The sequence below is a fragment of the Vibrio sp. Vb0304 genome (assembly GCF_033338995.1).
Lineage (GTDB): Bacteria > Pseudomonadota > Gammaproteobacteria > Enterobacterales > Vibrionaceae > Vibrio > Vibrio alginolyticus.
The window spans coordinates 94,354-118,541 of the sequence record NZ_JAWOTT010000013.1; the positions used below are offsets into that span (position 1 = coordinate 94,354).

Below are 24,188 nucleotides of genomic sequence, written 5' to 3' on the forward strand. Positions count from 1 at the left end.
GCCTTTTATAAATACATCATCTTGAAGTGACTTGGGTTTTTACAGCTTAGCAGACTAAAAGGGAAGAAATGTGATAACTCGTTGAAAATGGGTGGTTATAAAGCGTAGATTGCACCAAATTTGGTTTGTTTGCTCGCTTTTTGTACGAATCTTAGCTCCAGTTAAGCTGGTTTGTTCCACGTTTTTTAGCGTCCGCAAGCATCTTGCCAAGACGATCGAGCACATACTCTGGCGTATCGGACTCTTTGAAAGACGTCGATACAGCAGCTAAGGTAATCATGATATTTTGCTCACGGAACTTAAAGGGTAATTGGCTAATATCACGCTGGATATGCTTAATCAGATCCAGTGTGTATTCTTCAGATTGTTCCGGGACGAGTAGAATAAACTCCTCGCCACCAAAGCGAGCTACTGTTTCCGTTTCTGATACGCGCTTGTTAATAGTACGAGCGATGATCTTCAGCGCTTTATCGCCAGCCGTATAACCATAGCTATCATTCACCGCTTTGAAGTTGTCTACATCAAATAGCACAACACGAAGGTTTTGCTGAGAGCGAATCCAACGGCGATACTCTAGCTCTAGTCGATCGTTAAATGCAGTGCGGTTATAAACTTTAGTCAGCGGGTCGAGCAACATACGCTGAGCTTGGTCATCTAAGCGTCGACGATAATCTTGCGTAGTTTCAAATACCGCTTCGAGTTGGTTCTTACTGTAACTTAACCGCTCTTGCAGCGCTTGCTCTCGCTCTTCCGTCATTTTCAGTCGCTCTGTCAGCGACGCCATTTTTTCGAGAAGAGGCGTGATTTCTTTTTTCACAACCGCGATATCTTGAGCTTGATTAAGTGACTTTTGGCTTAATTCAACCAAGCTGTTCATTTCTGTGTTGAGCTCTTGGCGGTGTTCAAAGTAGGTATGATGCTGGTCGACGTTCTGATGAACGGTTTTTAGGTTACTTGCGAGAGAAGTGTTCAGCTGATCAAGGAATTGGCTAGACGCCTCGCGCTCGAACTTTGTTGCTTCGACAACCAATTTCAGCGTTGAGAGCGTAAGCTCAATGAGAGACTCGGCACTCACGCCAAGGAGCAACTTAGCGCGAATATCCAGCAATCTATCGCCTGATTCTCCCTCGAAATCCAGCTCTGTAATAGTATGTTGGAGGTCGCTGGCTAAGCACTCAAGCTGAGATCTGTCGGGATTGTTTTCAAATTCACTAAGATGTAGACGTGAATTAGACGTGATGATTTTCAGAGCGCGTTCGTAAATACTCAGTAGCTTAGTGGCTTGATCAGCTTTATTGCTGGCGTGAACTTCAGAGAAACTCATCAGGTTCCGTAGTTCACGTTTTAACTGCGCAGGTAAGCCCGTGACACGTTGCAGTGTTTCACCACTGTGCTTGATTTGTTCGTCAAGGTAACCGTTTTGTTTATCCATCGTCTTCGACTGCTGTTTGAGCATCCTCTCTAATACCGCTAAACGCGGGATAAGAGTGCTGATATCTTTTTGATGTTGCAGCTCTTGTTGGATTTCAAATAGGTAGTTGGATACCTGAGTATTCGAACCCTGGCAAGCTGAAGACAATGATGCCACAACGCGTTTAAGAACTTGTTGTTCACGTTTGAATTTGAGTGAAGTATCACGATGAGTCAGTCTGAGTTGGTCAAGTTGACAACTCAGCTGATGCAGCTGCGACTGAATATCGGATTCCAAGATTCCCATGAAGTGACTACGGTTAAGTCCATGTACTACTGACAATTATCTGATAATAACAAAAAACTTTATAGCGTCATTAGTTATTACGTTCAACAGGCGTTTAATTATCCATTTTTTAATATTTTCTTGATGTCGTCCTCATTCTTGTAGGACGAATGGATCTTGATCAGGCCTTGGCTAATGGCATGTTGACAGGCAGTTCTTATGTTACCTGTTGCAAAGCTAGCAGCAGGCGCATTATCGATGGCTTTTAAGAACACCCAGTGGCTTTGCTTATCCTTCAAGCTGACTTCTCGTGCGATGTGAGTCGCAAGCAACAACAGATCGAGTAATTCCTCATCGTTAATTGCAGTGTAGGCTCGGGGTAAGAACGGATAATCACTGATGCCCATACGAATAATACGATTGACGTTGTGCTGCTGAGCGAACTCATCCACCCAAGTCTGGAATTTTTCGAACATGACTTCGGCAGAAGCATCACGGTCAGCGTTCGGTTCTATATAGAGTAAGTTCGCATCTGAGAAATGGTAAAGACGCGACGGTTTTTCTATTTTTTCCGCAAGGAAGTCGCCAAATGCCCGTTCTAGTTCTAGACCTGCCTTATAGCCGTTATGGACGTACATGCTTCGTAAGAATGGCAAATCGATCATAACAAAGCGTAGGCGATCATTAAGTGGTTCGTGGATCAATTCACCCATTTGCCATTGCTCGAAAGTTTCGCTCGACTTTTTCAATGAGCGAGAAAGCTTAACATTCAGCATACGCAAGTTACGTAAACGAGAGCGAGAGTGGGTGAAGAGGTCGTTACGCAGTTTTTCGATTTCACTTGCTTGGCGCTGCATAATGACCCCACGGCGCATAATGAACAAAAACATGACCAAGACAGTAATAAACAATGCAAATGAGATTTTCTGGAATTTACGATGCTCTCTTTCAACTTGCTCTAAGCGTTCTGATTGACCGATGTAATGGATGGTTTGTTCGGCAAATTCTTTTTGCTGACGGAACGCATCCTCACTGATTTGGTTAAGCTGCTTTTGTTCTAGACGAACGAGGTTGGTGTATTTTTTATAAGCTTGCAGAGAAAGTTTGTATTCGCCTGCCTGCTCGTAACCCAACCCAAGTAAACGGTATGACTGCTGCTTAATGAAGTTGTTATTTTCAGGTGACTTTTCAGCAAGCGCTAACGCCAGCTTAGCATTAGTAATGACGTCTTTACTGTCATTTTGATGATAAGCCAGACCTGACTGAAGCAGGGCAGCCTTTGCTTCAAGCCTAGGAATATTGGTGTATTCTAAAAGCTCTTTAGAGCGGTCTAAGTACTGCTCTGCTAGCGCGTAGTTATAGAGTTGTAGGTAGGTAGCCGCCAAGCTTAAGCGAATTTTAATGATTCTATTGATGTTCTTACTGGTACTTTCATGGTCAAGCACGTTGAAGTAATGCACTAACGCAAGGTTAAACTTACCCTGATAAAAGTAGATGTCGCCCATTTGCTCTAGGACGTCCGCTAGGATCGGAGAGCTAGGGTAAGAGTCATAAAAATCTGCGGCTTGAGATAAGTATTCGATCGCTTTGTCGTACACTCGTCGCTCCTGGAAGAGCCTAGCCAAAAGGCGATTCACTTTTGCTAATCTTGCACCACTGTTACTTTCAATAGATTGCCAATAACCGTATAGCAGTTCTGACAAAGCCAAATTGTATTTCTTGCTATTGAGGTAAAACTCGCCGACGGCAGTGTAGTAGTCGATCAAGGCTAACTCAGAGCGGCTATCGTCAAGCATGGTCTTTGCTTCAGAGTACAAGTTTTCCGCTTTAATGATATCGCCACTATGTGAAGCGAGGAGTGCTCTTTGCATCACTAGTCGGTAGCGAACGCTGTCGGTGCGTTGTAATACGGCATCGGCTTCATCGAGCTGTTGTTCAATTTGGTTAAGCGTGTCTTCCGCTTTTGAGTAGTTTTTGTCGTACATCCAAATCATTTGGTTGCGCATCAGCTGGAGATCTAAGTCCATGTACGGCAATTGATATTCTTGCGCTAAGCGTTCCGCTTTATTTAGGTGCTCGATAGCTGAACGAACATTACCCATGGCGTAATCTGCCTGAGCGATAATCTTGTGCGCTTCGATGGTGCTGCTTGGTGTGCGAACGCTACGATCTGTTTCGTCGCGAGACATGGCTGAAGGGCTGTCACTTTCTTTGCGTTCTGTTAGCTCACGCTGTGACAAATAGTTGGTTGCCGCTTGTTTTGCTTGTGATGGCTCTATTTCCGCCAATTGTTGTGCTTCGTTGAGTAACGCGGACGATAAAATGGTTGCATGAAGTGGCTGTACAAACAGCAAGCAAAGAAAGCCAATCAACTTGAATAGACGCGAACTGTCCCAAAACATCCTTTCGTTCCCTCGAACTGTTTTTAGATATTGCGATAACGGCGAAAAGCCTCAATTAGCCGTTTAAATGCGGGTTGAAGCCATTTGGTATAGTAACATGCTTGGACAATAAAAACGTCCGGCAACCCTTTAGATTGCCGAACTTATTTCTGTTGCCTATGCGCTTACTGACGAGCCATACGGTGATTGTGAGCTGGCTTATCTTGTTCCGTTGAGCGGTAAGGGTTGATATCCAAGCCTCCACGGCGCGTATAGCGGGCAAATACGGTCAGTTTGCTTGGTTGGCAGTATTTCATTAGATCCGTAAAAATACGCTCTACACACTGTTCGTGGAACTCATTGTGCTCGCGGAAAGACACTAAGTAACGTAACAGCTTCTCACGATCTATTTTTGCGCCTTGGTAGCGAATTTCTACACTGCCCCAGTCGGGTTGGTTAGTGATCAAACAGTTTGATTTCAATAGGTGGCTATGTAGCACCTCTTCAACTTGTACTTCACCTGCTGCACCTTCAAGCAAATCGGCATCGAAATCGTAACTGGTGATGTTAATGTCTTGGTCATCAATACATTCACCGTCCATTGTTACGATAGGTTGATTGGTATAGTGGGTCACTGGATTCACCTCAACCAGCACCTTTTCACCTGCGCATTCAGACAGGTCTTGTGTTAAACGCTCAGTCACTTCTTCCCAGCTTGCAAAGCGGGTTTGGTTGTAGCTGTTTAAGTACAGTTTGAAAGACTTCGATTCAATCAAGTTTGCGCTGGTGGCTGGAATGTATACTTCGCCAACGGCCACTTGTGGTAAACCTTTACTATTTAACCAAGACAGTTCATACAGCGTCCAAATGTCGTGCCCCATGAAAGGCAGAGTATCGCCTAACTGAAGGTCATCTCGGTTCAGGCTGCGAGGGACTGGTTGCAGCAAGCTTGGGTCATACTGGTTCGCATACTCGGTCGTTTTACCTAGTGTTAGGCCAGCAAGCTCTTTAGCGTCAGAATATTTGCTCATACTTTGTGGTCGTTTTCGATTAGAATGGCGAGAATTTTACTGAATCCGCTGGTCAATTGCCATCAGGCAAGTACGGCTATCTGATAAATAAGGAATGAGGAGACCTTCATGACCCAAAACGTTACTCAGGCGCTACAAGAGTTCAGCCTGCGCTACCAACAAGCTTGGCAAGCTAAGCACAATGAGTTGCCAAGCAGTGAAGAGCTTGCAGAGCTTGTTTCTCCTTGTGTCGAAGAGAAGCGTGATGGAAAGGTGCTTTGGAAAGCGGTCGCACGTGATGAAATGGCCGATTTCACCAATGTGGAAAATGCGATTGAGTTGTCACTGCAAGATGATGTTAAAGCCTTTTATGGTTCTCAATACTGCGCCGATATGGAGGCAACTTGGCAAGGTAATTCGTTGACGCTGCTGCAAGTCTGGAGCGATGATGATTTCGTGCGTCTACAAGAAAATATTCTTGGTCATTTGGTGACGCAGCGCCGCTTGAAACTTAAACCAACAGTATTTATCGCAGCGACAGGTGAGGAAATGGATGTGATTTCTATTTGTAACCTCACTGGCAATGTGATTCTAGAGCGTTTGGGCACCTCTAAACGTGATGTATTGGCAGATTCATTGGTTGAGTTCTTGAATAAGTTAGAGGCTGCCGTCTAAGTATGTATGTTGTTGAGTTGCAGTTTGAGTGTTTTGATAACACCACCGTCAGCGCGGTAGACAAAGCCATTAATGGCTTGATGGATGCTCTGCGTTACAACGGCCAAGTATTAGGTCGTGAATTTCCGATAGTGATGGGAGAAGGTGAATTTTTCGTTCGTGTTGTTTGCCCAGAACAAGACAGCTTGCATCCACGTTATCACTCAGATTTCGTCAAAGTGTGCATGAACCGTTTGTCGGATGCGTCTTTGCTTGCACCGAAAATGCGTATGCTGGGGCGTGATTTGAATTCAGAACAAGCAGCCGAAGAAGAGACACCTAGCTGGCAAGTGTTGTACACGACTTATGTTCATACGTGTTCGCCTTTGCGAAGTGGTGAAACCCTGTTGCCAATTCCTTTGTATCGTAATGAGCCAACACTTAATGGAGACCATAAAGCTGTCATTAAGTGGCAGACTGAGTGGCAAGCGTGTGATGAAATCCAAATGGCAGGGGGCTGCCGAGCGGAACATGCGGCGCTGCACGAAATTTGCGATGTGGATAGTGTGCTGTTTCGCCGAGGTTGGGACTTACGTGGCCGTATCGAATACATCACGAAGATCCCTACGTACTATTACCAGTATCGTGTCGGTGGTCAGTCGCTGGAGAGCGAGAAAGCGCGCAAGTGTCCAAAATGCGATGGCGAGTGGCTACTCGATGAGCCACTACATGACATATTTCATTTTAAGTGTGATGACTGCCGAATCGTGTCGAATATCTCTTGGGACCATCTTAAGTAGCGAATTGAAGCTACTTAAATGGGCAGATAGACAAATAGAAAGGGCTGATGTTTTCACATCAGCCCTTTTGTGTTTAGAACGTTTATGTTTAGAACGTTGTTTTCAGTCATGTTTTGAAAAGTGGGATTACCAACCTTTCACAACACCGCCTTTGAACAGCTCTTTTGCCGCTTCGTAAACTTCTTCCGTTTGGTAAGCTTTTACGAAGTTTTGTACGTTTTGCGCATTAACATTTTCTTCGCGAGCGACAATTAGGTTTACGTATGGTGAGTCTTTATCTTCAACGAACACGCCGTCACGCTCTGGCGATAGGTCGATAGAGCTTGCGTAAGTGGTGTTGATGATAGATAGCGTTACGTCATCCAGTGAACGTGGAAGCTGTGGGGCTTCTAGTTCAATGATTTCGATATTTTTAGGGTTGCCTACGATGTCACGTACTGTAGCGAGTAGACCAACGCCATCACGTAGCGTAATCAAACCTTGTTGCTCAAGAAGCAGTAGTGAGCGACCTAGGTTCGTTGGGTCGTTTGGTACTGCGATGCGTGCGCCATCTTGAATTTCATCAATTGATTTTACTTGCTTTGAGTAACCAGCAATAGGGTAAACGAATGAGTTACCCGCGATAGCCAGTTTGTAGCCGCGGTCTTTCACTTGTTGGTCTAGGTATGGTTTGTGCTGGAACGCATTCGCGTCTACTGAACCATCATCCAGAGCGGCGTTTGGTGTTACGTAATCGGTAAATGTTACTAGCTCAACGTCTAGGTTGTATTTCTCTTTTGCTACTTTAGCGGCAACTTCGGCTACTTGTGCTTCAGCACCAGCAATAACGCCAACTTTTACTTTGTTTACGTCTACTTCTTTGTCGCCGCAACCCGCTAGAGCAAGAGCAGAGGCGGCCGTTGCTACAGTCAAAAGACCTTTAAGGCTAAATTTCATCTTTATCTCCTTATAATTTGTATTTTTGATGCTTATCTGTGGTCTACACGGCGCACCACTGCGTCGCCGATAGACTGAATAATCTGTACTAGAACAATCAACATCACGACAGTCACGGCCATGATAGTTACATCGTAGCGGTGGAAACCGTAACGAATGGCTACGTCACCTAGGCCGCCGCCGCCTACCGTACCCGCCATAGCTGAGTAGCTAACGAGAGTGACCAAGGTAATCGTTACTGAGTTAACAATAGTCGGCATTGCTTCAGGTAGTAGAACTTTTGTGATGATCTGTGTTGGTGTCGCCCCCATTGACTGCGCTGCTTCCACCAAGCCTGTCGGTACTTCTAATAAAGCACCTTCAATAAGACGAGCGACAAAAGGAATGGCGCCAATAGTCAGTGGGACGATTGCTGCGGTTGTACCGATAAAGGTTCCAACTAGCATTTTTGTCACTGGAATAATCGCAACCATCAGTACGAGGAATGGCACAGAACGACCAATGTTAACGATAGCGCCTAAGCCGCTATTTAGTTTGGTGTTTTCAAGTAGGCCGCCTTTCTTAGTAATATGGAGGATTACGCCTAATGGAATACCCACAGCAAAGCCGACTAATCCGGCAACCGCAACCATGTAAAGCGTTTCCCACGTTGCACCTAAAAGTAGTTTGCTGTTTAAGCTCAGCCATTCAGAAATCGTATTAAAGGACATAACCAAGTACCTCTACTTTTACGTTGTGCTTACGCAGGTATTCAAGAGCTGCGTTGTCATCTTCTTCGTTACCAAATAGCTCTGCGACCATCATGCCGAATTTCACGCCACCAGCGTAATCAAGGTCGGAACTCAAAATACTCACATCAATATTGTATTTACGAGAAATTTGCGACATTAACGGTGCATCGACGGTTGCGCCAGTAAACTCTAAGCGAACCAACGGGTAGCTGCCATCAACACGCTCTGCTTGCAGACGAGCTTGGTAATCTTCAGGAATGGAAAGATCCAGCGTTGAGCGAATGAATTGGTGCGCTAGCTCTGTCTTAGGGTGCGCAAAAATATCGCCAACGGTGCCTTTTTCCACCAGCTCACCACCACCGATGATTGCTACTTCGTGACAGATACTTTTTACGACTTCCATTTCGTGAGTGATAAGTAAAATCGTGATGTTGAGTTTGCGGTTGATCTCTTTCAATAACTCAAGGATAGATTGAGTTGTTGCCGGGTCGAGCGCACTAGTGGCCTCATCACAAAGCAGCACGCTAGGATCGGATGCCAATGCACGAGCAATTGCCACACGCTGTTTTTGTCCGCCACTTAAGTTAGATGGGTAGCTCTCGTGTTTGTCGGCTAAGCCCACAAGCTTTAGCAACTCAGTTACTTTTGTTGTGATTTGCGATTTGTCTTTACCTGCCAGTTCTAGTGGCAGTGCTACATTATCAAACACAGTACGAGACGAAAGCAGGTTAAAGTGCTGGAAGATCATGCCAATGTTACGGCGTGTTTCGACTAGTTGTTTTTTGCTGAGTTTGGTTAGATCCACACCATCAACGATGATGGAACCAGAGGTCGGCGCTTCTAACATGTTGACACAGCGGATCAGCGTACTTTTACCAGCACCTGATGAACCGATAACACCAAAGATGGTGCCTTTGTCGATGTGTAAGTTAATGTCTTTCAGGGCAAGGATTTCCTTACTGCCTTGGTAGAACACTTTATTGACGTTTTTTATTTCTATCATGTTTCAACCTGCCCAAAGATACGGGGAACTTCGCTGTCAAAAACGGCCTTTGACAGAACTTAATGTTGAGCTTTATCTCAATTTTCAGTTGATGCTATGGGTTAAGCAGAATGAAGTCAATAGATATTTTTACGTCTAGACGTCTAAATGTATGGATGTTCTGTTTTGAAACGAAGATGTATAGATAACAAGCAGGAGGTAGACGGCGGGGCACCCTCAGATTTACCGATTCTTGCCCAACAAATCAACCGTTTTGTCGAGGCCTAGAATGAATTAGATAGTGTTGAAGTTTATAAGGTATGTAATAATCTGATTAAACCGAGTTAATAGAGAAATACGTTTTGGCAAAACCTGCTGTTTTTATCGATCGTGATGGCGTGATAAACGTTGACCACGGCTACGTTCATGACGAACATGATTTTGAGTACATTGATGGTGTATTTGAAGCGACGAAAGCGCTAAAAGATAAAGGCTACCTTCTAGTGTTAGTGACGAATCAATCGGGCATCGCACGCGGTAAATTCAGTGAAGACCGTTTCTTGTCTCTGACTCAATGGATGGATTGGAACTTTGCTGATAATGGTGTTGAGTTCGATGGTATCTATTACTGTCCACATCATCCAGAACATGGCATTGGCGAGTACAAGCAAGATTGTGCGTGCCGTAAGCCAAAACCAGGCATGTTCATTTCTGCGCGTGACTTCTTGAAGATCGACATGGAGAAATCTGTGATGATCGGCGATAAAGCTGAAGACATGATGGCAGCAGAAGCGGCAGGCGTTGGCACTAAGATTTTGGTTCGCACTGGTAAGCCAGTAACGGAACAGGGCGAAGCCATTGCAACGGTAGTATTAGATAGCATTGCAGATGTGCCTGCGTACTTAAACAAGTAATCTTCATTACTGACTGAGATAAGGGAAGCCACTGCTTCCCTTTTGTTTGATTCCTTCTTTTAGTCTGAACACTTATGAGCAAAAAACTCACCATTCTTGATATCGCAAAATTGGCAGGCGTGGGCAAATCGACAGTAAGCCGTGTGCTTACTAACGATCCAAAAGTGAAACCCCAAACGCGAGAGAAGGTTGAGCAAATTATTCGTGAATCTGGTTATGTGCCGTCCAAATCTGCGCAATCAATGCGTGGCGGCAGCCAAAAAGTTATTGGGGTTATCATCTCCCGTTTAGATTCACCATCAGAAAATCGCGCCGTTGGTACCATGCTCAATGCTTTGTATTCCGCTGGTTATGATGCGGTGATCATGGAAAGCCAATTCGATCGCGATAAAACCAATGAGCATTTGGATGTGCTTAAACGTCGCAACGTCGATGGGGTGATCGTGTTTGGTTTTACTGGATGTGATGAGCGAGCATTGGCGGAGTGGGGTAATCGTATCGTCGTGATCGCGATGGACACGCAAATGGTTTCTTCGATCAACTACGACAACCAAGGTGTGATAGACATGGCTTTGTCTCATCTTGAGCAGCAATCTTTATCTCGCATTGCTTATATTGGTGTTGACCCTGAAGACAAAACCACTGGCTTAGCTCGTCTAAATGCTTATAAAGCTTGGTGTCAACGCAAACAAATTACACCTTGTTTCCAGACGGGTAAGTTGAGCCATGAAAGTGCTTATCAGTTGGTAGACAAAGTCCTTCAATCTGACACTCAGGCCATCGTGTGCGCCAGTGACACCATCGCGTTGGGCGTGATTAAGCGTCTTCAAGAGTTAGGACGTGAAGACGTGGTTGTGACAGGTGTTGGAGGTAATGAATTGCTCTCTTTCCTTTTCCCTAAAGTATTTAGTGTCGACCCAGGTTATACCCTTGCAGGTGAGAAGTCCGCTAACATGCTGATCAATCAATTAAATGGCGATGAGGAAGTGGTTCACTTTACTCAACAGCCTATCGTTTATTGACCCACACTAAAACGATCTGCTCTAAAATTATACTGTGATCACTCTCAATTAATGGGACTGTTCCCATTTTGTTTTTTGCCTTCGGATGGCAATATTAAAATCAAGAAATGGGAATGTTCCCATTTATAAAAACAAAATGATGAATCGAATGTATCCAATACAGGGTGGACAAAGTTATGAGTAAGATTGCGCGTAAAGACGTGGAGCGTCTTATTGAGCTGGTCGGGGGGCCGGACAATATTGCCAGTGTAAGTCACTGTTTAACTCGCTTGCGTTTTGTTCTAAATGATACGGACAAAGCAGATACGAAACAGTTAGAAGCATTACCGATGGTGAAGGGCTGTTTTACCAACGCAGGCCAGTTCCAAGTGGTTATCGGTACTGAAGTGGATGAAGTTTACAAGGTACTGATCGGACTGACGGGTAAAAGTGAAGCCAGCAAAGACGAAGCGAAGAACGCTGCTCGTCAAAACATGAATATCGTTGAGCGTGGTATTTCCCACCTTGCAGAAATCTTTGTACCACTGCTACCAGCGATCATCACCGGTGGTCTGATCCTTGGTTTCCGTAACGTGATTGGCGACATCAAGATGTTTGATGGTCAAACGCTAACGGAAATCAGCCAGTTTTGGGCAACGGTACACTCTTTCTTATGGCTGATTGGTGAGGCGATCTTCTTCTTCCTACCGGTTGGCGTGTGTTGGTCGACAGTGAAAAAGCTCGGCGGTACTCCGATTCTGGGTATCACGCTTGGTGTGACATTGGTTTCTCCGCAGTTGATGAACGCCTACCTGATTGGTAAGCAAGTACCCGAAGTGTGGGACTTTGGCTTATTCGCCATCGAGAAAGTGGGCTACCAAGCGCAAGTGATTCCGGCAATGCTCGCTGGTATGGCACTGGCGTTTATTGAAACCAACTTAAAACGCATCATTCCGTCTTACCTTTACCTAGTGGTTGTGCCGTTTGTCTCTATCATCGTGTCTGTGATTCTTGCGCACTCTATCATTGGTCCATTCGGCCGTATGTTGGGTGACGGCGTTGCTTTCGCAGCAAAAGCAGCCATGACGGGTGACTTCGCAATGATTGGCTCAACCATCTTCGGCTTCCTATACGCGCCATTGGTCATTACTGGTATTCACCACACCACCAACGCGGTTGACCTTCAATTAATGCAAGAGCTAGGCGGCACGCCAATTTGGCCTCTGATTGCGCTTTCAAATATTGCTCAAGCGTCTGCGGTCGTCGGCATCATTATCATCAGTAAAAAACACGGCGAGCGTGATATCTCAGTGCCTGCGGCTATCTCTGCTTACCTTGGCGTTACTGAACCGGCGATGTACGGCATCAACTTGAAATACAAGTTCCCAATGCTGAGCGCGATGATCGGTAGTGCGTGTGCTGCTGCTATTTGTGGTAGTGCGGGCGTAATGGCGAACGGTATCGGTGTGGGCGGTTTGCCGGGCATCTTGTCTATCCAACCGCAGTTCTGGGGCATTTTTGCTTTGGCTATGTTAGTCGCAATGCTGGTACCTGCTGCATTAACGTTAATTCTGTATAAGCGTGCACAAGCCAAAGGTGAGCTTGAGCCTGCAAACGCGTAATTCAATTTGAGGCAGTGACTTGGCTGCCTCCTCCTATTTTTCTTTTCAAATTTTAAGTTTCCGATTACTGGTAAGTGAGTGTTAGAAATGGCTATGACCAAGCATGATGAGAGCTGGTGGAAAACCGCAACCATCTATCAAATTTACCCAAAAAGCTTTTGTGACAGTGGCAGTAAAGGCACGGGCGACATCAAAGGGATCATTTCTAAGCTGGATTATCTTAAGCACCTTGGTGTGGATGCGATTTGGCTGACGCCGGTTTACCAATCGCCAATGATCGACAACGGTTATGACATCTCCGATTATTACTCTATCAACCCTGAGTTCGGCACGATGCAAGACTTTGAAACTTTGCTAGCAGAAGCGCATCAGTTGGGTATTCGTATCATCATGGACATTGTAGTGAACCACACGTCGACAGAACACAAGTGGTTCCAATCCGCACTGGGTGATAAAAACAGCCCATACCGTGATTACTACATCTGGAAAGATCCGGTAGATGGTGCTGAACCAAACAACTGGCAATCAAAGTTTGGTGGCAACGCTTGGGCGCTGGATGAAAAAACAGGCCAGTACTATTTGCACCTTTTTGCTAAAGAGCAAGCGGACTTAAACTGGGAAAAACCAGTAGTGCGTGAAGAAGTGAAAGAAGTCATCAGCTTCTGGGCAGAGAAGGGAGTCGATGGTTTCCGTCTCGACGTTATCAACCTGATTTCCAAGCAGCAAGATTTTCCAAGTGATGATATTGGTGATGGTCGCCGCTTCTACACCGACGGTCCACGTGTGCACGAATACCTTCAAGAGATTAGCGAATCTGTGTTTCAAAAATACGGCAGCGTGACGGTGGGTGAAATGTCTTCCACCACGCTAGAGCACTGCCAGCAATATTCTTCGCTAGACGGCAAAGAGCTATCCATGGTGTTCAACTTCCATCATCTGAAAGTCGATTATCCAAATGGTGAAAAATGGACCAAAGCGCCGTTTGATTTCATTCAGTTAAAACAGATCTTCAATCATTGGCAAACGGGCTTAAATGGCAAAGGGTGGGGGGCGTTGTTCTGGTGTAACCACGACCAGCCACGCGTTGTCAGCCGATTAGGTAACGAAGAGCAATACCGTGTTGAATCTGCCAAGATGCTTGCGGCATCAGTGCACATGATGCAAGGCACACCTTATGTTTACCAGGGGGAAGAGATCGGCATGACCAACCCGGGTTATACCGAAATCAGCCAATATCGTGATGTTGAAAGTACTAACATGTACGACATCATGGTCAACCGTGATGGTGTATCTCATGACGATATGATGGCGATCTTGGCACAGAAGTCGCGTGATAACTCACGTACACCAATGCAATGGAACAGTGCAAAACACGCGGGCTTTACTGAGGGCACGCCTTGGCTTGAAGTGGCGCAGAATTACACTGAAATCAATGCTGAAGCTGCGGTTGCCGATTTAAACTCGGTGTTCTACTTTTACAAGCGTCTGATTGAACTGCGTAAACAGGTTCCAGTCATCACCGATGGCCGTTATGAAGATTTACTGCCAGAGCACAAACGTATTTTCGCTTACGCTCGTCAGAACGATAAGCAAACGCTGCTGTGTATCAATAACTACTACGCTGAAGAGGTGGAATGCGTTCTGCCAGAACGTTTTGATATGAGTAAAGCGAAAAACTTGCTATCTAACTATCAAAACTCAGCGAGCGCAGTCGCGTCAAACCATCAAGTGTTACGACCTTACGAAACTCGTATTTTGTTGATAGAAGAATAAACTCGGGTGTCATCACCCCTAGGATTGATATTCGAGATGAAGGCTTTGGTGTGCTCCCCAAAGCCTTCTTTTATTGAGATATCTCTAGCTTATTTTGTTTCAATCGCTGTTAGCTGCACTTTCTCTTCGTTGATTTGTACTTGTTGTACTTTCTGCAGTTCAATTTGTTCTATCAGACCTAAGCTCGGATTAAACCAACGTTCTGCCGAAGTGGCGAACTCCATTGAGTCCATGTCATCACAGTTTAGGTTGTAGATGTTCTCTTCCATCAGGTATGCCGCTTCAATTTTCTTGCCTGAGATCGAGAACGATTTACGCACGCCAGTTTCTCGGATTTGCTGTTGCCAAACCACTTGGCAAGATGCTGTCATAGGAAGGTTTTGTACCCACTCATGCTCTTCAAAACGGTCTAGAAGGTTGTGAACTGCGTAGCCTGTAAGAGTGGTTTGCAGAGACATAGTTTCTTCACCGATGTCAATATTCGGGCTTTTCTCTTTTACGTCGTCACCGTTTAGGCGGAAAATCGGACCGCTGTGCATAAGCATGGCAATAAACTGATGACCAATGAAATAAGCGTCAGTGATTTCATGGAGTGCACCATCTGATCCTGCAAAGTAAAGCGTATTGCTCTCTTCGTCGTCGTTGTACTGCTCGTCTGAATAGTAGAACTGTTCGGCGCCGTAGTTCACCAAGTCATTAACCAACTGGACCATTGCTTCGCTGTTTGGGATTTGTGCCAATGCTGCCAATATTTGCTCGCTATCCATCGCTTGGAAGCTCAGTTTCATGTCGCCTTCTGGTTGGCCATCCAAGCTAAATGCGTAGTTTAGCTGTGTACTTGGCGTGGGAGCGAAGATTGAGTTGTGAATCGAGACGTCGAAACTTTCTTGAGGCACTTTGTTTGGATTCGCACTGCCAGAAGACGAACCTCCGCCACAGCCGTAAAGAGCCAGAGTTGCTGCTGCGATAAGCGTCATTTTGTTTAGCATGGTTTACATTCCTGATTGATAAGGCCGCTTCATGTTGGGCCGTTGCTTGAATGCGAGCATGCTAAGTTCAGTGAGAGAAAAAGGGCAAAAAACAAAAGATAACAGGGGGTAATGAAAGCTTAATTTTATATTTAGGTCTTTGTTTTATTGGTGGTTATTTCGTTGGCCACATTAGTGCAATACTCGTTAATGAGCGCTTTCCATCGGCTTATGATTTCTTGATCGGTCACACTAACATGCAACGTTTTCCACGGTTGGAGGCAAGTCTCTTTTGATTCAGATTGAGAAAGACGCTCAAACAAGGTTTCGGAAGGTAAAACGCGCAGCAGCGCCACCAGTGATTCCATGTAGTTGAGACGGAACTGTTCAAGTTTGTTCTGCTTGTAAGCAATGTGAGACACAAAGGTATAAATCAGTGCGTTTTGGATACGTGAGTCGCCATCTGGTGTCGTTAACAGAGCTTTTGCCCTGTCTAAGTTACCTAATTTGAAATGCAATAGACCTAACCAGAGGCTCAGCTCATCTGGCAAAACATCAAACGACGATTGTACTTGAGTTAAATACGCTTCCAGCTTTTGATGTTCGTGCTCGTATAAGGCGAGATGTCTTGCCGTTGTTATAGCCGCAAACTCATCAGATTGTCGGAGAGGTTGGCTAGAAAAGGCATTCTCGAATAACATTTTTTTGTGAATATCCGAAAGCTGCCACGTACTTGCCGAAGGTGCAGGCAGATTGAAATATTGCGCGACATCCGAGTGCATTTGGAAAATATCCGATTGTAAGGCAGATAAACGTAGTGTGTACTCATTGCGAAACGCCAGCTTGCCCGTCGCAGGATAAATAAGGTTCATCTGCGCTTTCAAGATGCCCTGTTTTGTGCCGTCTTTTAACTCGATATTGAGCTCGTAGTCGCTGGTCTGCATGTTTCGTGCGCCAGGGAAATATGGCGTATGACCGATAGGATCAAGAAAGTAACTGGGAGCATCTTGGTTGGCGATGTCGGTGTATGGATATTCGACCTGTTGTTGCAGCAAGATGGCTTTGACCAGTATGCGGTATTTTCGCGCCTGAGAGCCGATTGAATCGACACGGTTGAGTAGTAGCTCGACTTTGGGAATCAGTAGTTGATGACGTGTTTGTTGTGTTGAGATTTCTTGGCGTTGCCATAACAAGCTTGCGAGTGTCATGCTACATACCGCAAGTATGGCACATAAGCTGTAAGCAAAAATCAGCTTGAAGTTCTTATTACTCGCCACCTGGGTTGAGATAACGCGCCGATGGTTTTTCGCTGGTGGCACTAAACGAATATTGGCAGGGTTAAGAAAGTAGCCTTTGCGGGGGTAAGTGACCAAGAGCTTAGCGGCATCGTATTCGGGTAAGTACTGCTGTAGCAGGGCACGTAAGGTGCTAATGCGGTTCGTGAGCACATTCTTAGAGATGAACTTGCTCTGCCAAATGGTTTCAATAATGGTGTCAGCAGAGAGTGGGTGGCCAACGCTTGTTAACAGCAGTTCTAATAATTCAATGGTGCGAGGTTCAAGATCAATCGCGATAGCATCTTGATGAAGGGTCTGTGTCTTCGGGTTATAGATCAGCTCTCCAATCGCAATACAACTGTGAGTCTGTTTAGCTTGTTGCAGAAAGTCGCGCATACCGTACCGATCTATTTGGAAATCGCGAAGTATTATATAGCGATTGGAGCGCGAAATCTTATAAATCGCGCTTCAATCATTATCAAAAATTTATGAACCGTAGGTCACGGAATAGCGGTGCGGTTTGTGGTTCATCGCTAACACGAGATTGAGTGCAAACGCCCCCAAAATTGAAAGGCCAATCACTTCTGGTGTGACAAAGAAGAATGAAGCAAACAGGATACATGCATCGATTGCCATTTGGCTTTTGCCAACTGAAATGCCAAATTTGTCTTGGATAAACAAACACAGCACGTTAAAGCCACCCAAGCTGGAGCGATGTCGGAATAGGATCAGCATACCAAGCCCCATTAAAAGTCCGCCTGCGACGGCGCAATAAACTTCATTTACCGATTCGAGCGAGATTAGCAAATAAAGATGATCGGCAAAGATAGAAACCAACGCGCCAGAAATGGCACTATTAATGGCGAAATGACGGCCGAAGCGTTTCCATGCTAGTAAGTAAAAAGGACTGTTTGCTAAAAAGTACAGCACACCAAAGGTAAAAGGTGTAAATTGGCTAATAAGCAGAGCCAATCCAGTCGTGCCTCCCGTTAGAAGGTTCGCGGATTGGAGAAAGAAAACGCCTTGAGCTACTAAAAAGGTACCCGTGAGAATCGCTATCCAGTCTTCTTTTAATGAGTGTTTTTCCATCAATGTTGCAGTCATTAGTGATAAATAAGGCGTGCATAGTAGTAAAAAGATGATCTTTTCGGTAGCTAGAGGGTAAAATTTACGGTAAACCTATGTAATTGCTGTTTTACAGGGTGTAAAGCACAAATTTGACAGGCAATAGATTGTCGTTATGCGATTGCAATGCTGGCATGATAAACATTGCTTGTCATCATGAAAAAACTGCATGAGAAAAATTGTAAATTTCTCTTTATGACCTAAATCAAATTATGTAGAATGCGCGCCATTAGGGTGACGAAAACGTTTGCGTCGGGTCATTCAACAGTTTTTTTGCAACTTTCAGTACTAATCTGAGTCAGGAGATACAGATGCTTAAGCGTGATATGAACATCGCAGATTACGATGCGGAACTGTTCGCAGCTATCCAGGAAGAAACTCTTCGCCAGGAAGAACACATTGAACTTATCGCTTCTGAAAACTACACAAGCCCACGTGTAATGGAAGCGCAAGGTTCTCAGCTAACGAACAAATACGCTGAAGGCTACCCAGGTAAGCGTTACTACGGCGGTTGTGAGTACGTAGATAAAGCTGAAGCACTAGCAATTGAGCGTGCATGCCAACTATTTGGTTGTGAGTACGCTAACGTACAGCCTCACTCAGGTTCTCAAGCAAACAGCGCAGTTTACATGGCGCTTCTTAACCCTGGCGATACAGTTTTAGGCATGAGCCTAGCGCACGGTGGTCACCTAACTCACGGTTCACCAGTAAACTTCTCGGGTAAGCACTACAACGTTATCCCTTACGGTATCGATGAAGCTGGTCAAATCAACTACGACGAGATGGAACAGCTAGCACTTGAACACAAACCTAAGATGATCATCGGTGGTTTCTCTGCTTACTCGCAAATCGTTGATTGGAAACGCATGCGTGAAATCGCTGACAAAGCAGGTGCTTACTTATTTGTTGATATGGCGCACGTAGCTGGTCTTATCGCCGCCGGTGAATACCCAACACCAGTACCGCATGCTCACGTGGTAACAACAACGACGCACAAAACACTAGCAGGTCCTCGCGGTGGTCTTATCTTGTCAAATGCTGGCGAAGATATGTACAAGAAATTGAACTCAGCAGTGTTCCCTGGTGGTCAAGGTGGCCCTCTAATGCACGTTATCGCTGGTAAAGCAGTAGCGTTCAAAGAAGCGATGGAGCCAGAGTTCAAAGCTTATCAAGCTCGCGTAGTGAAAAACGCAAAAGCAATGGTTGGTCAGTTCCAAGAACGTGGCTACAAAATCGTATCTAACGGTACAGAAAACCACTTGTTCCTTGTTGACCTAATCGACAAAGATATCACTGGTAAAGACGCAGACGCGGCACTAGGTGCAGCAAACATCACTGTAAACAAGAACTCAGTACCAAATGACCCACGCAGCCCATTCGTAACGTCTGGTATTCGTGTAGGTACGCCAGCGATCACTCGCCGTGGCTTCACTGAAGAAGATGCAAAAGAGCTAGCAAACTGGATGTGTGACGTTCTAGATAACATCGGCAACGAAGAAGTTATCGAAGCGACAAAACAGAAAGTGCTAGAAATTTGTAAGCGTCTACCGGTTTATGCCTAACTGCTTTTCATAGAGTGAGTCGATTTCGGTGTCGAACATACTCATTTGCTCGCGCAAACTCCGTGTGTTCTCCTAGAACTCGACTCGTCTATTTTGAACATTGATATACTAAAGGTCCTCATTTGAGGGCCTTTTTGTTTGTCTGGCGTTTGGAATGAGATATAGCGAGAGTGTGTGATAAGGGGATGGCTACCAACACTGTCCCTTTTCAATATATCCAAACCACGTCATTCCGACGAGCCGAGGCGAGATCAGGAATCTTGTTGAGGCACACTCTTTTACTCAGAGTTTCCCTAAAAATCCTCAGTATTCTGAAAACAGATTCTGAATCACGTTCGTACCTCGCTGTTCAGAATGACGGTGGTAGAATGGCTTTTTATCATCATTTGCCAGATACAAAAAAGGTTGGCACTGAGCCAACCTTTTCTCTTCAAAACAAGCTTTTCAAAACAAGCGAGAGCTTATTTAATCTCGATACCTTGAGCTTGCATATCGGCATGGTAAGAAGAGCGCACAAATGGACCACACGCTGCATGCGTGAAGCCAAGTTCTAGTGCAACTTCTTTTAGCTCGTCAAACTCTGATGGCGGAACGTAACGTTCTACTGGCAAGTGGTGACGGCTTGGCGCTAGGTACTGGCCTAGAGTCAGCATCGTTACGCCGTGTGCGCGTAGATCTTTCAGTACTTCGATGATTTCTTCTTTGGTTTCACCAAGGCCCATCATCAAACCAGACTTGGTCGGTACATCGGGATGCTGCTCTTTGAACTTCTTAAGAAGCTCAAGTGACCATTTATAGTTCGCACCTGGGCGAGCTTTACGGTAAAGACGTGGCGCTGTTTCTAAGTTGTGGTTGAAGACATCTGGCGGATTGTCTTTCATTAGATCAAGCGCTACATCCATGCGACCACGGAAGTCAGGAACCAGTGTTTCAATCTTAATATGCGGGTTTAACGCACGGATCTCGCGGTTACAATCGGCAAAGTGTTGTGCACCGCCGTCACGCAGATCGTCACGGTCAACAGAAGTGATTACTACGTATTTCAGCTTCATATCGGCAATGGTTTTCGCCAGTTTTTGAGGCTCTTCTGCTTCCGGTGGTAATGGGCGGCCATGAGCAACGTCACAGAAAGGACAACGACGAGTACAAATAGCACCTAAGATCATGAAGGTTGCTGTACCGTGGTTAAAACATTCCGCTAGGTTCGGGCAAGATGCTTCTTCACATACGGAGTGAAGTTTATTCTTACGCATCGCCGCTTTGATGTCTTGAATTCGTTGGCTGTCGGCTGGTAGCTTGATCTTCATCCAATCAGGCTTACGTAGCACTTCTTTCTGCTCTGTAGGCATGTTCTTTACGGGAATCAATGCCATTTTATCGGCGTCACGATATTTAACGCCTTTTTCCATCTGGATTGGTTTGCTCATGCTTTATTACCTTGAGAAGGTGCTTCTGTGCTGAATTCTACTTGCTCATAATCGAGCAAAGTAACGAGTTCTTCTATTAATTGTTTTTCTACGGCTTCTACATTGTCTGGGCCGCCAAATTGGCTGACCTGAACCATTTCCATACCTTCATAACCACAAGGGTTAATACGCAGAAACGGTGTTAAATCCATATTTACGTTCAAGGCTAAACCATGAAACGAGCATCCTTTACGAATGCGTAAACCGAGAGAGCATATTTTCTTACCGGCAACGTAGACACCTGGTGCGTCAGGTCGCGCGGCTGAGTCAATATTGTATGCTTTTAGCGTGTTGATCACGAGGTTCTCGATTGTGGTAACGAGATCTCGTACACCTAATTTTTTACGGCGTAGGTTGATCAAGAAGTAGGCGACCAACTGACCAGGGCCATGATACGTAACCTGGCCTCCGCGATCACTTTGTACAACAGGAATATCGCCAGTGTTAATCAAGTGCTCAGCTTTACCTGCCTGTCCTTGCGTAAATACTGGGTTATGTTCTACCAACCAGACTTCATCACGGGTTTCTTCTGTGCGTTGGTCGGTGAACTCATGCATCGCCTTCCATACAGGCTCATAGTCTTGGCGGCCAAGTCGTTTTACAACAAGTTGGTGTTGCATGGGAATTCCTGTTGCTAATATATAAAGTTTTTGGATTATAAACCGGATAACCCTGATGCTCTACCGCTGCGTAACAGATTTTTAACTGAAAGCGATGTAAAGCCTCGTTATCTCTTTGATAAATAAAAAGAAAGCAGCCAAGGCTGCTTTCAAAAAAAATTTAATATATCAAAAAATTATAGAACCATGCGTACGATGTCAATTTCACCTAACTCTTTGTACAGTGTCTCAACCTGCTCGATAGAGGTTGCAGTAATGTTGATTGACACAGAGTGGTAGTTGCCCTTAGCACTTGGTTTAACGGTCGGGCTGTAGTCACCTGGAGCATGGCGCTGAATAACTTCAAGAACAAGCTCTGGAAGTTCAGGCTTTGCATGACCCATTACCTTGTAAGTAAATGAACAAGGGAACTCAAGCAGGTCTTTTAATTTTGCATCAGAGTTGATGGTTAGCATATCGATAACTCCAGTAGATATTCGTTGCGGTGCGAAATAGTACAGTCAAATTAGGGGGAACTCAAGACGAGGAGCTCAAACTTAAAAAGCCGCCCATTCAGGCGGCTTTGCGAATAAGTTTGCTACTCTAATGTTCTTTTTAGAAGAAGCTCTTGAATAACAATACGATGTAATCCCACATGCGGCTAAATAGACTACCTTGATCTACGGTTTCTAGTGCCATTAGTGGGTACTCGGCAATATCTTCACCATCGATCTGATAGTATAGCTTACCAACTACATCACCTTTATTAATTGGGGCTTCTAGCTCTTTTTCAAGGACGAAGCTTGCTTTTAGGTTTTTCGCTTCACCACGCGGTAGTGTTACGTAAGTATCTTGGTCAAGACCCAGTGCTACGGTGTCTTTGTTACCCATCCACACTTTTTCTTCTACGAACGTTTCACCTGCTTTGTGCGGTGCCACTGTTTCGAAGAAACGGAAGCCGTAGCTTAGCAGCTTTTTGCTTTCTGACTTACGAGCATTGGCATCTTTAGTACCCATAACGACCGCAACCAAGCGCATTTGACCTTCAGTTGCTGAACTTACTAGGCTGTAACCCGCATTACTTGTGTGACCCGTTTTGATGCCGTCAACGTTCATGCTCTTATCCCAAAGTAGACCGTTACGGTTGTATTGGGTGATGCCGTTGTAAGTAAATTTCTTCTCTGAGTACACTCGGTACTCATTTGGTACGTCACGGATAAGTGCTTTACCTAGCAGTGCCATGTCGTATGGTGTTGAGTACAATTCTGCGTTATCTAAGCCATGAACGTTGGCAAAGTGCGAGTTAGTCATACCCAATGTGTTGGCCCAAGCGTTCATTAGGTCAACAAATGCATCTTCTGAACCTGCAATATGTTCTGCCATCGCAACACAGGCATCGTTACCTGACTGGACGATGATACCTCGGTTCAGGTCACGTACTTTAACTGTTGTGCCTACTTCAATGAACATCTTTGATGAATCAGGGAAGTTTTTCGCCCACGCATTTTTACTGATGGTGACATCATCATCTTCTGAGATATTACCACGCGCTAGCTCTTGGCCGATTACATAGCTGGTCATCATCTTAGTCAGACTAGCTGGAGACAATTTTGTGTTCATCTCTTTCTCTGCTAGTACTTTACCTGAATGGTAATCCATCAGCACGTAGCCCTTCGCCGCGATTTGAGGGGCATCTGGAACAACGATAGGTGATGCAAGAGCAGATTGAGCGAAAGTTGCAGAAAGGGCAACCGAAGAAACGAGAATAGATTTCACAAACTTATTTTTATTCATGGTAATTCAAATTTTTGGGTTAACTGCAGACATCTTATCAGAATCCCTAGTTATGTAAGAGGGGGATCAAAGAGAAATTCATGACACGAGGTCATTTGGCAGTGTTGTGTTTTTTAATAAATGCAGACGAATAGCCGAGCAACTTTACTTTATCTAATGTGGCTTGCGTCAGGGAATAGTCAGTAAATGGCCCTAACAACAAGCGATAAGACTCTTTCGCACTCTCTAGGAAAGTTTCTGTATCCAATTTTTGACCAAGCTCGGTACCTAAAGTTCGCGCGCGTTCTTCATTTTTTGATGATGCCACTTGAATAACGTACCTAGGGTGCGCTTCTAATGACTTTTTATCCGTGGGCTGATTGATACTGATCACTTCAATTTCCACGTTCGCGGTGCCTGTTTTTATGACATCTAACTTGTGCGCGGCGGCATAGCTTAAATCAATGATACGGCCATCGTGAAAAGGACCTCGGTCATTAACTCGTACTATGGTGGTTTTGCCGTTGTCAGTATTGGTAACTTTTACGTAACTTGGTAACGGTAGCGTTTTATGCGCTGCCGTCATTGAGTACATGTCATAGATTTCGCCATTAGAAGTCAAATGACCTTGGAATTTTTTCCCATACCAAGATGCTCGGCCTTTTTCTTTAAAGCCTTTCGCATTGCGAACTATTTTGTAGTCTTTGCCACGCAAGTGGTAATCTTTGTTCCCACCTAGGCTGTACGGTTCATATTTAGGATGCGCATCCTCGATGTGTTCGACTGAAAGCGGTGTATCCGGTGCAACATCGGATTCGAGTTCGTAACGGCCTTCTTGTTCTTTTTGGCTAGTTGATGAACAGCCTGCCAAAATAAGAGCAGAGAAAACCAAGGAATATAAAGCGCGTTTTTGCATGT

At 45.0% G+C, this 24,188-nt stretch carries 21 protein-coding genes; 7 read left to right on the forward strand and 14 right to left on the reverse strand.

What is annotated here, in order from left to right; genetic code table 11:
- Positions 1 to 151: 151 nt before the first annotated feature.
- The 3 genes from R7P35_RS16160 to queF form a co-directional block, all read right to left on the reverse strand.
- The gene (locus R7P35_RS16160) at positions 152 to 1,717 is read right to left on the reverse strand and encodes a sensor domain-containing diguanylate cyclase (protein ID WP_005381978.1); all 1,566 of its coding nucleotides are present in this window, start codon (positions 1,715 to 1,717) and stop codon (positions 152 to 154) included.
- Positions 1,718 to 1,815: 98 nt separating this feature from the next.
- A complete protein-coding gene (locus R7P35_RS16165; RefSeq protein WP_151514561.1) occupies positions 1,816 to 4,098 on the reverse strand; it encodes a tetratricopeptide repeat protein in 2,283 nt (760 codons plus the stop codon).
- Between the two features lie 164 nt (positions 4,099 to 4,262).
- Entirely contained in the window at positions 4,263 to 5,108 is an 846-nt protein-coding gene (gene queF, locus R7P35_RS16170) for an NADPH-dependent 7-cyano-7-deazaguanine reductase QueF (protein WP_005383608.1), read from the reverse strand.
- 108 nt (positions 5,109 to 5,216) lie between these two features.
- Between queF and syd the strand changes: the two genes are divergently transcribed.
- Both syd and R7P35_RS16180 read left to right on the forward strand, forming a co-directional pair.
- Positions 5,217 to 5,762, forward strand: a complete 546-nt coding sequence (gene syd / locus R7P35_RS16175; RefSeq protein ID WP_005383606.1) for a SecY-interacting protein — start codon at positions 5,217 to 5,219, stop codon at positions 5,760 to 5,762.
- Positions 5,763 to 5,764: 2 nt separating this feature from the next.
- Complete coding sequence (locus R7P35_RS16180; RefSeq protein ID WP_005383605.1) at positions 5,765 to 6,541, forward strand: Zn-ribbon-containing protein; 777 nt, start codon at positions 5,765 to 5,767, stop codon at positions 6,539 to 6,541.
- Positions 6,542 to 6,667: 126 nt separating this feature from the next.
- Here R7P35_RS16180 and R7P35_RS16185 read toward each other — a convergent pair whose 3' ends face one another.
- Genes R7P35_RS16185 through metN form a run of 3 tightly spaced genes read right to left on the reverse strand, consistent with a single transcriptional unit; the run spans position 6,668 to position 9,211 of the window.
- Positions 6,668 to 7,477, reverse strand: a complete 810-nt coding sequence (locus R7P35_RS16185) for a MetQ/NlpA family lipoprotein (protein WP_005381966.1) — start codon at positions 7,475 to 7,477, stop codon at positions 6,668 to 6,670.
- A gap of 32 nt (positions 7,478 to 7,509) precedes the next feature.
- Positions 7,510 to 8,187, reverse strand: a complete 678-nt coding sequence (locus tag R7P35_RS16190) for a methionine ABC transporter permease (protein WP_005383604.1) — start codon at positions 8,185 to 8,187, stop codon at positions 7,510 to 7,512.
- The gene (gene metN / locus R7P35_RS16195; protein ID WP_005381962.1) at positions 8,177 to 9,211 is read right to left on the reverse strand and encodes a methionine ABC transporter ATP-binding protein MetN; all 1,035 of its coding nucleotides are present in this window, start codon (positions 9,209 to 9,211) and stop codon (positions 8,177 to 8,179) included. Before metN ends, R7P35_RS16190 begins: the two co-directional genes overlap by 11 nt.
- A 341-nt stretch (positions 9,212 to 9,552) precedes the next feature.
- On the opposite strand from metN, the gene gmhB reads away from it, so the two are divergent.
- From gmhB to treC, 4 genes are all read left to right on the forward strand, one after another.
- Positions 9,553 to 10,104, forward strand: a complete 552-nt coding sequence (gene gmhB, locus R7P35_RS16200; RefSeq protein ID WP_005383603.1) for a D-glycero-beta-D-manno-heptose 1,7-bisphosphate 7-phosphatase — start codon at positions 9,553 to 9,555, stop codon at positions 10,102 to 10,104.
- Between the two features lie 74 nt (positions 10,105 to 10,178).
- A complete protein-coding gene (treR, locus tag R7P35_RS16205; RefSeq protein ID WP_033905853.1) occupies positions 10,179 to 11,126 on the forward strand; it encodes a trehalose operon repressor TreR in 948 nt (315 codons plus the stop codon).
- Positions 11,127 to 11,302: 176 nt separating this feature from the next.
- Complete coding sequence (treB, locus tag R7P35_RS16210; RefSeq protein WP_005381959.1) at positions 11,303 to 12,727, forward strand: PTS trehalose transporter subunit IIBC; 1,425 nt, start codon at positions 11,303 to 11,305, stop codon at positions 12,725 to 12,727.
- A gap of 87 nt (positions 12,728 to 12,814) precedes the next feature.
- Positions 12,815 to 14,500 (forward strand): alpha,alpha-phosphotrehalase, encoded by a 1,686-nt coding sequence (gene treC, locus R7P35_RS16215; protein WP_203345949.1) that lies wholly within the window; start codon positions 12,815 to 12,817, stop codon positions 14,498 to 14,500.
- An 89-nt stretch (positions 14,501 to 14,589) separates the two neighbouring features.
- On the opposite strand, the gene R7P35_RS16220 is transcribed toward treC, so the two are convergent.
- The 3 genes from R7P35_RS16220 to R7P35_RS16230 form a co-directional block, all read right to left on the reverse strand.
- Positions 14,590 to 15,489, reverse strand: a complete 900-nt coding sequence (locus R7P35_RS16220) for a hypothetical protein (RefSeq protein WP_203345950.1) — start codon at positions 15,487 to 15,489, stop codon at positions 14,590 to 14,592.
- A 131-nt stretch (positions 15,490 to 15,620) separates the two neighbouring features.
- A complete protein-coding gene (locus tag R7P35_RS16225; RefSeq protein ID WP_203345951.1) occupies positions 15,621 to 17,141 on the reverse strand; it encodes a transcriptional regulator in 1,521 nt (506 codons plus the stop codon).
- Between the two features lie 90 nt (positions 17,142 to 17,231).
- Positions 17,232 to 17,834 (reverse strand): YitT family protein, encoded by a 603-nt coding sequence (locus tag R7P35_RS16230; protein ID WP_017635671.1) that lies wholly within the window; start codon positions 17,832 to 17,834, stop codon positions 17,232 to 17,234.
- A gap of 347 nt (positions 17,835 to 18,181) precedes the next feature.
- On the opposite strand from R7P35_RS16230, the gene glyA reads away from it, so the two are divergent.
- Positions 18,182 to 19,432, forward strand: coding sequence for a serine hydroxymethyltransferase (gene glyA, locus R7P35_RS16235; RefSeq protein WP_005381985.1), 1,251 nt, complete (start codon positions 18,182 to 18,184; stop codon positions 19,430 to 19,432).
- Between the two features lie 461 nt (positions 19,433 to 19,893).
- Here glyA and lipA read toward each other — a convergent pair whose 3' ends face one another.
- From lipA to R7P35_RS16260, 5 genes are all read right to left on the reverse strand, one after another.
- Positions 19,894 to 20,859: a lipoyl synthase gene (lipA, locus tag R7P35_RS16240; protein ID WP_005391329.1), complete on the reverse strand. Its 966-nt coding sequence runs from the start codon at positions 20,857 to 20,859 to the stop codon at positions 19,894 to 19,896.
- Positions 20,856 to 21,518 (reverse strand): lipoyl(octanoyl) transferase LipB, encoded by a 663-nt coding sequence (lipB, locus tag R7P35_RS16245; protein WP_005384137.1) that lies wholly within the window; start codon positions 21,516 to 21,518, stop codon positions 20,856 to 20,858. Before lipB ends, lipA begins: the two co-directional genes overlap by 4 nt.
- Before the next feature lie 176 nt (positions 21,519 to 21,694).
- Positions 21,695 to 21,973 carry a DUF493 family protein YbeD gene (gene ybeD / locus R7P35_RS16250; RefSeq protein WP_005384135.1) on the reverse strand — a complete coding sequence of 93 codons (279 nt, stop codon included), beginning with the start codon at positions 21,971 to 21,973 and terminating at the stop codon, positions 21,695 to 21,697.
- 139 nt (positions 21,974 to 22,112) lie between these two features.
- Positions 22,113 to 23,291, reverse strand: a complete 1,179-nt coding sequence (locus R7P35_RS16255; RefSeq protein WP_042521229.1) for a serine hydrolase — start codon at positions 23,289 to 23,291, stop codon at positions 22,113 to 22,115.
- A gap of 91 nt (positions 23,292 to 23,382) precedes the next feature.
- On the reverse strand, positions 23,383 to 24,186 hold the full coding sequence (locus R7P35_RS16260) for a septal ring lytic transglycosylase RlpA family protein (protein ID WP_017635670.1): 804 nt from the start codon (positions 24,184 to 24,186) through the stop codon (positions 23,383 to 23,385).
- Between the last annotated feature and the right edge of the window lie 2 nt (positions 24,187 to 24,188).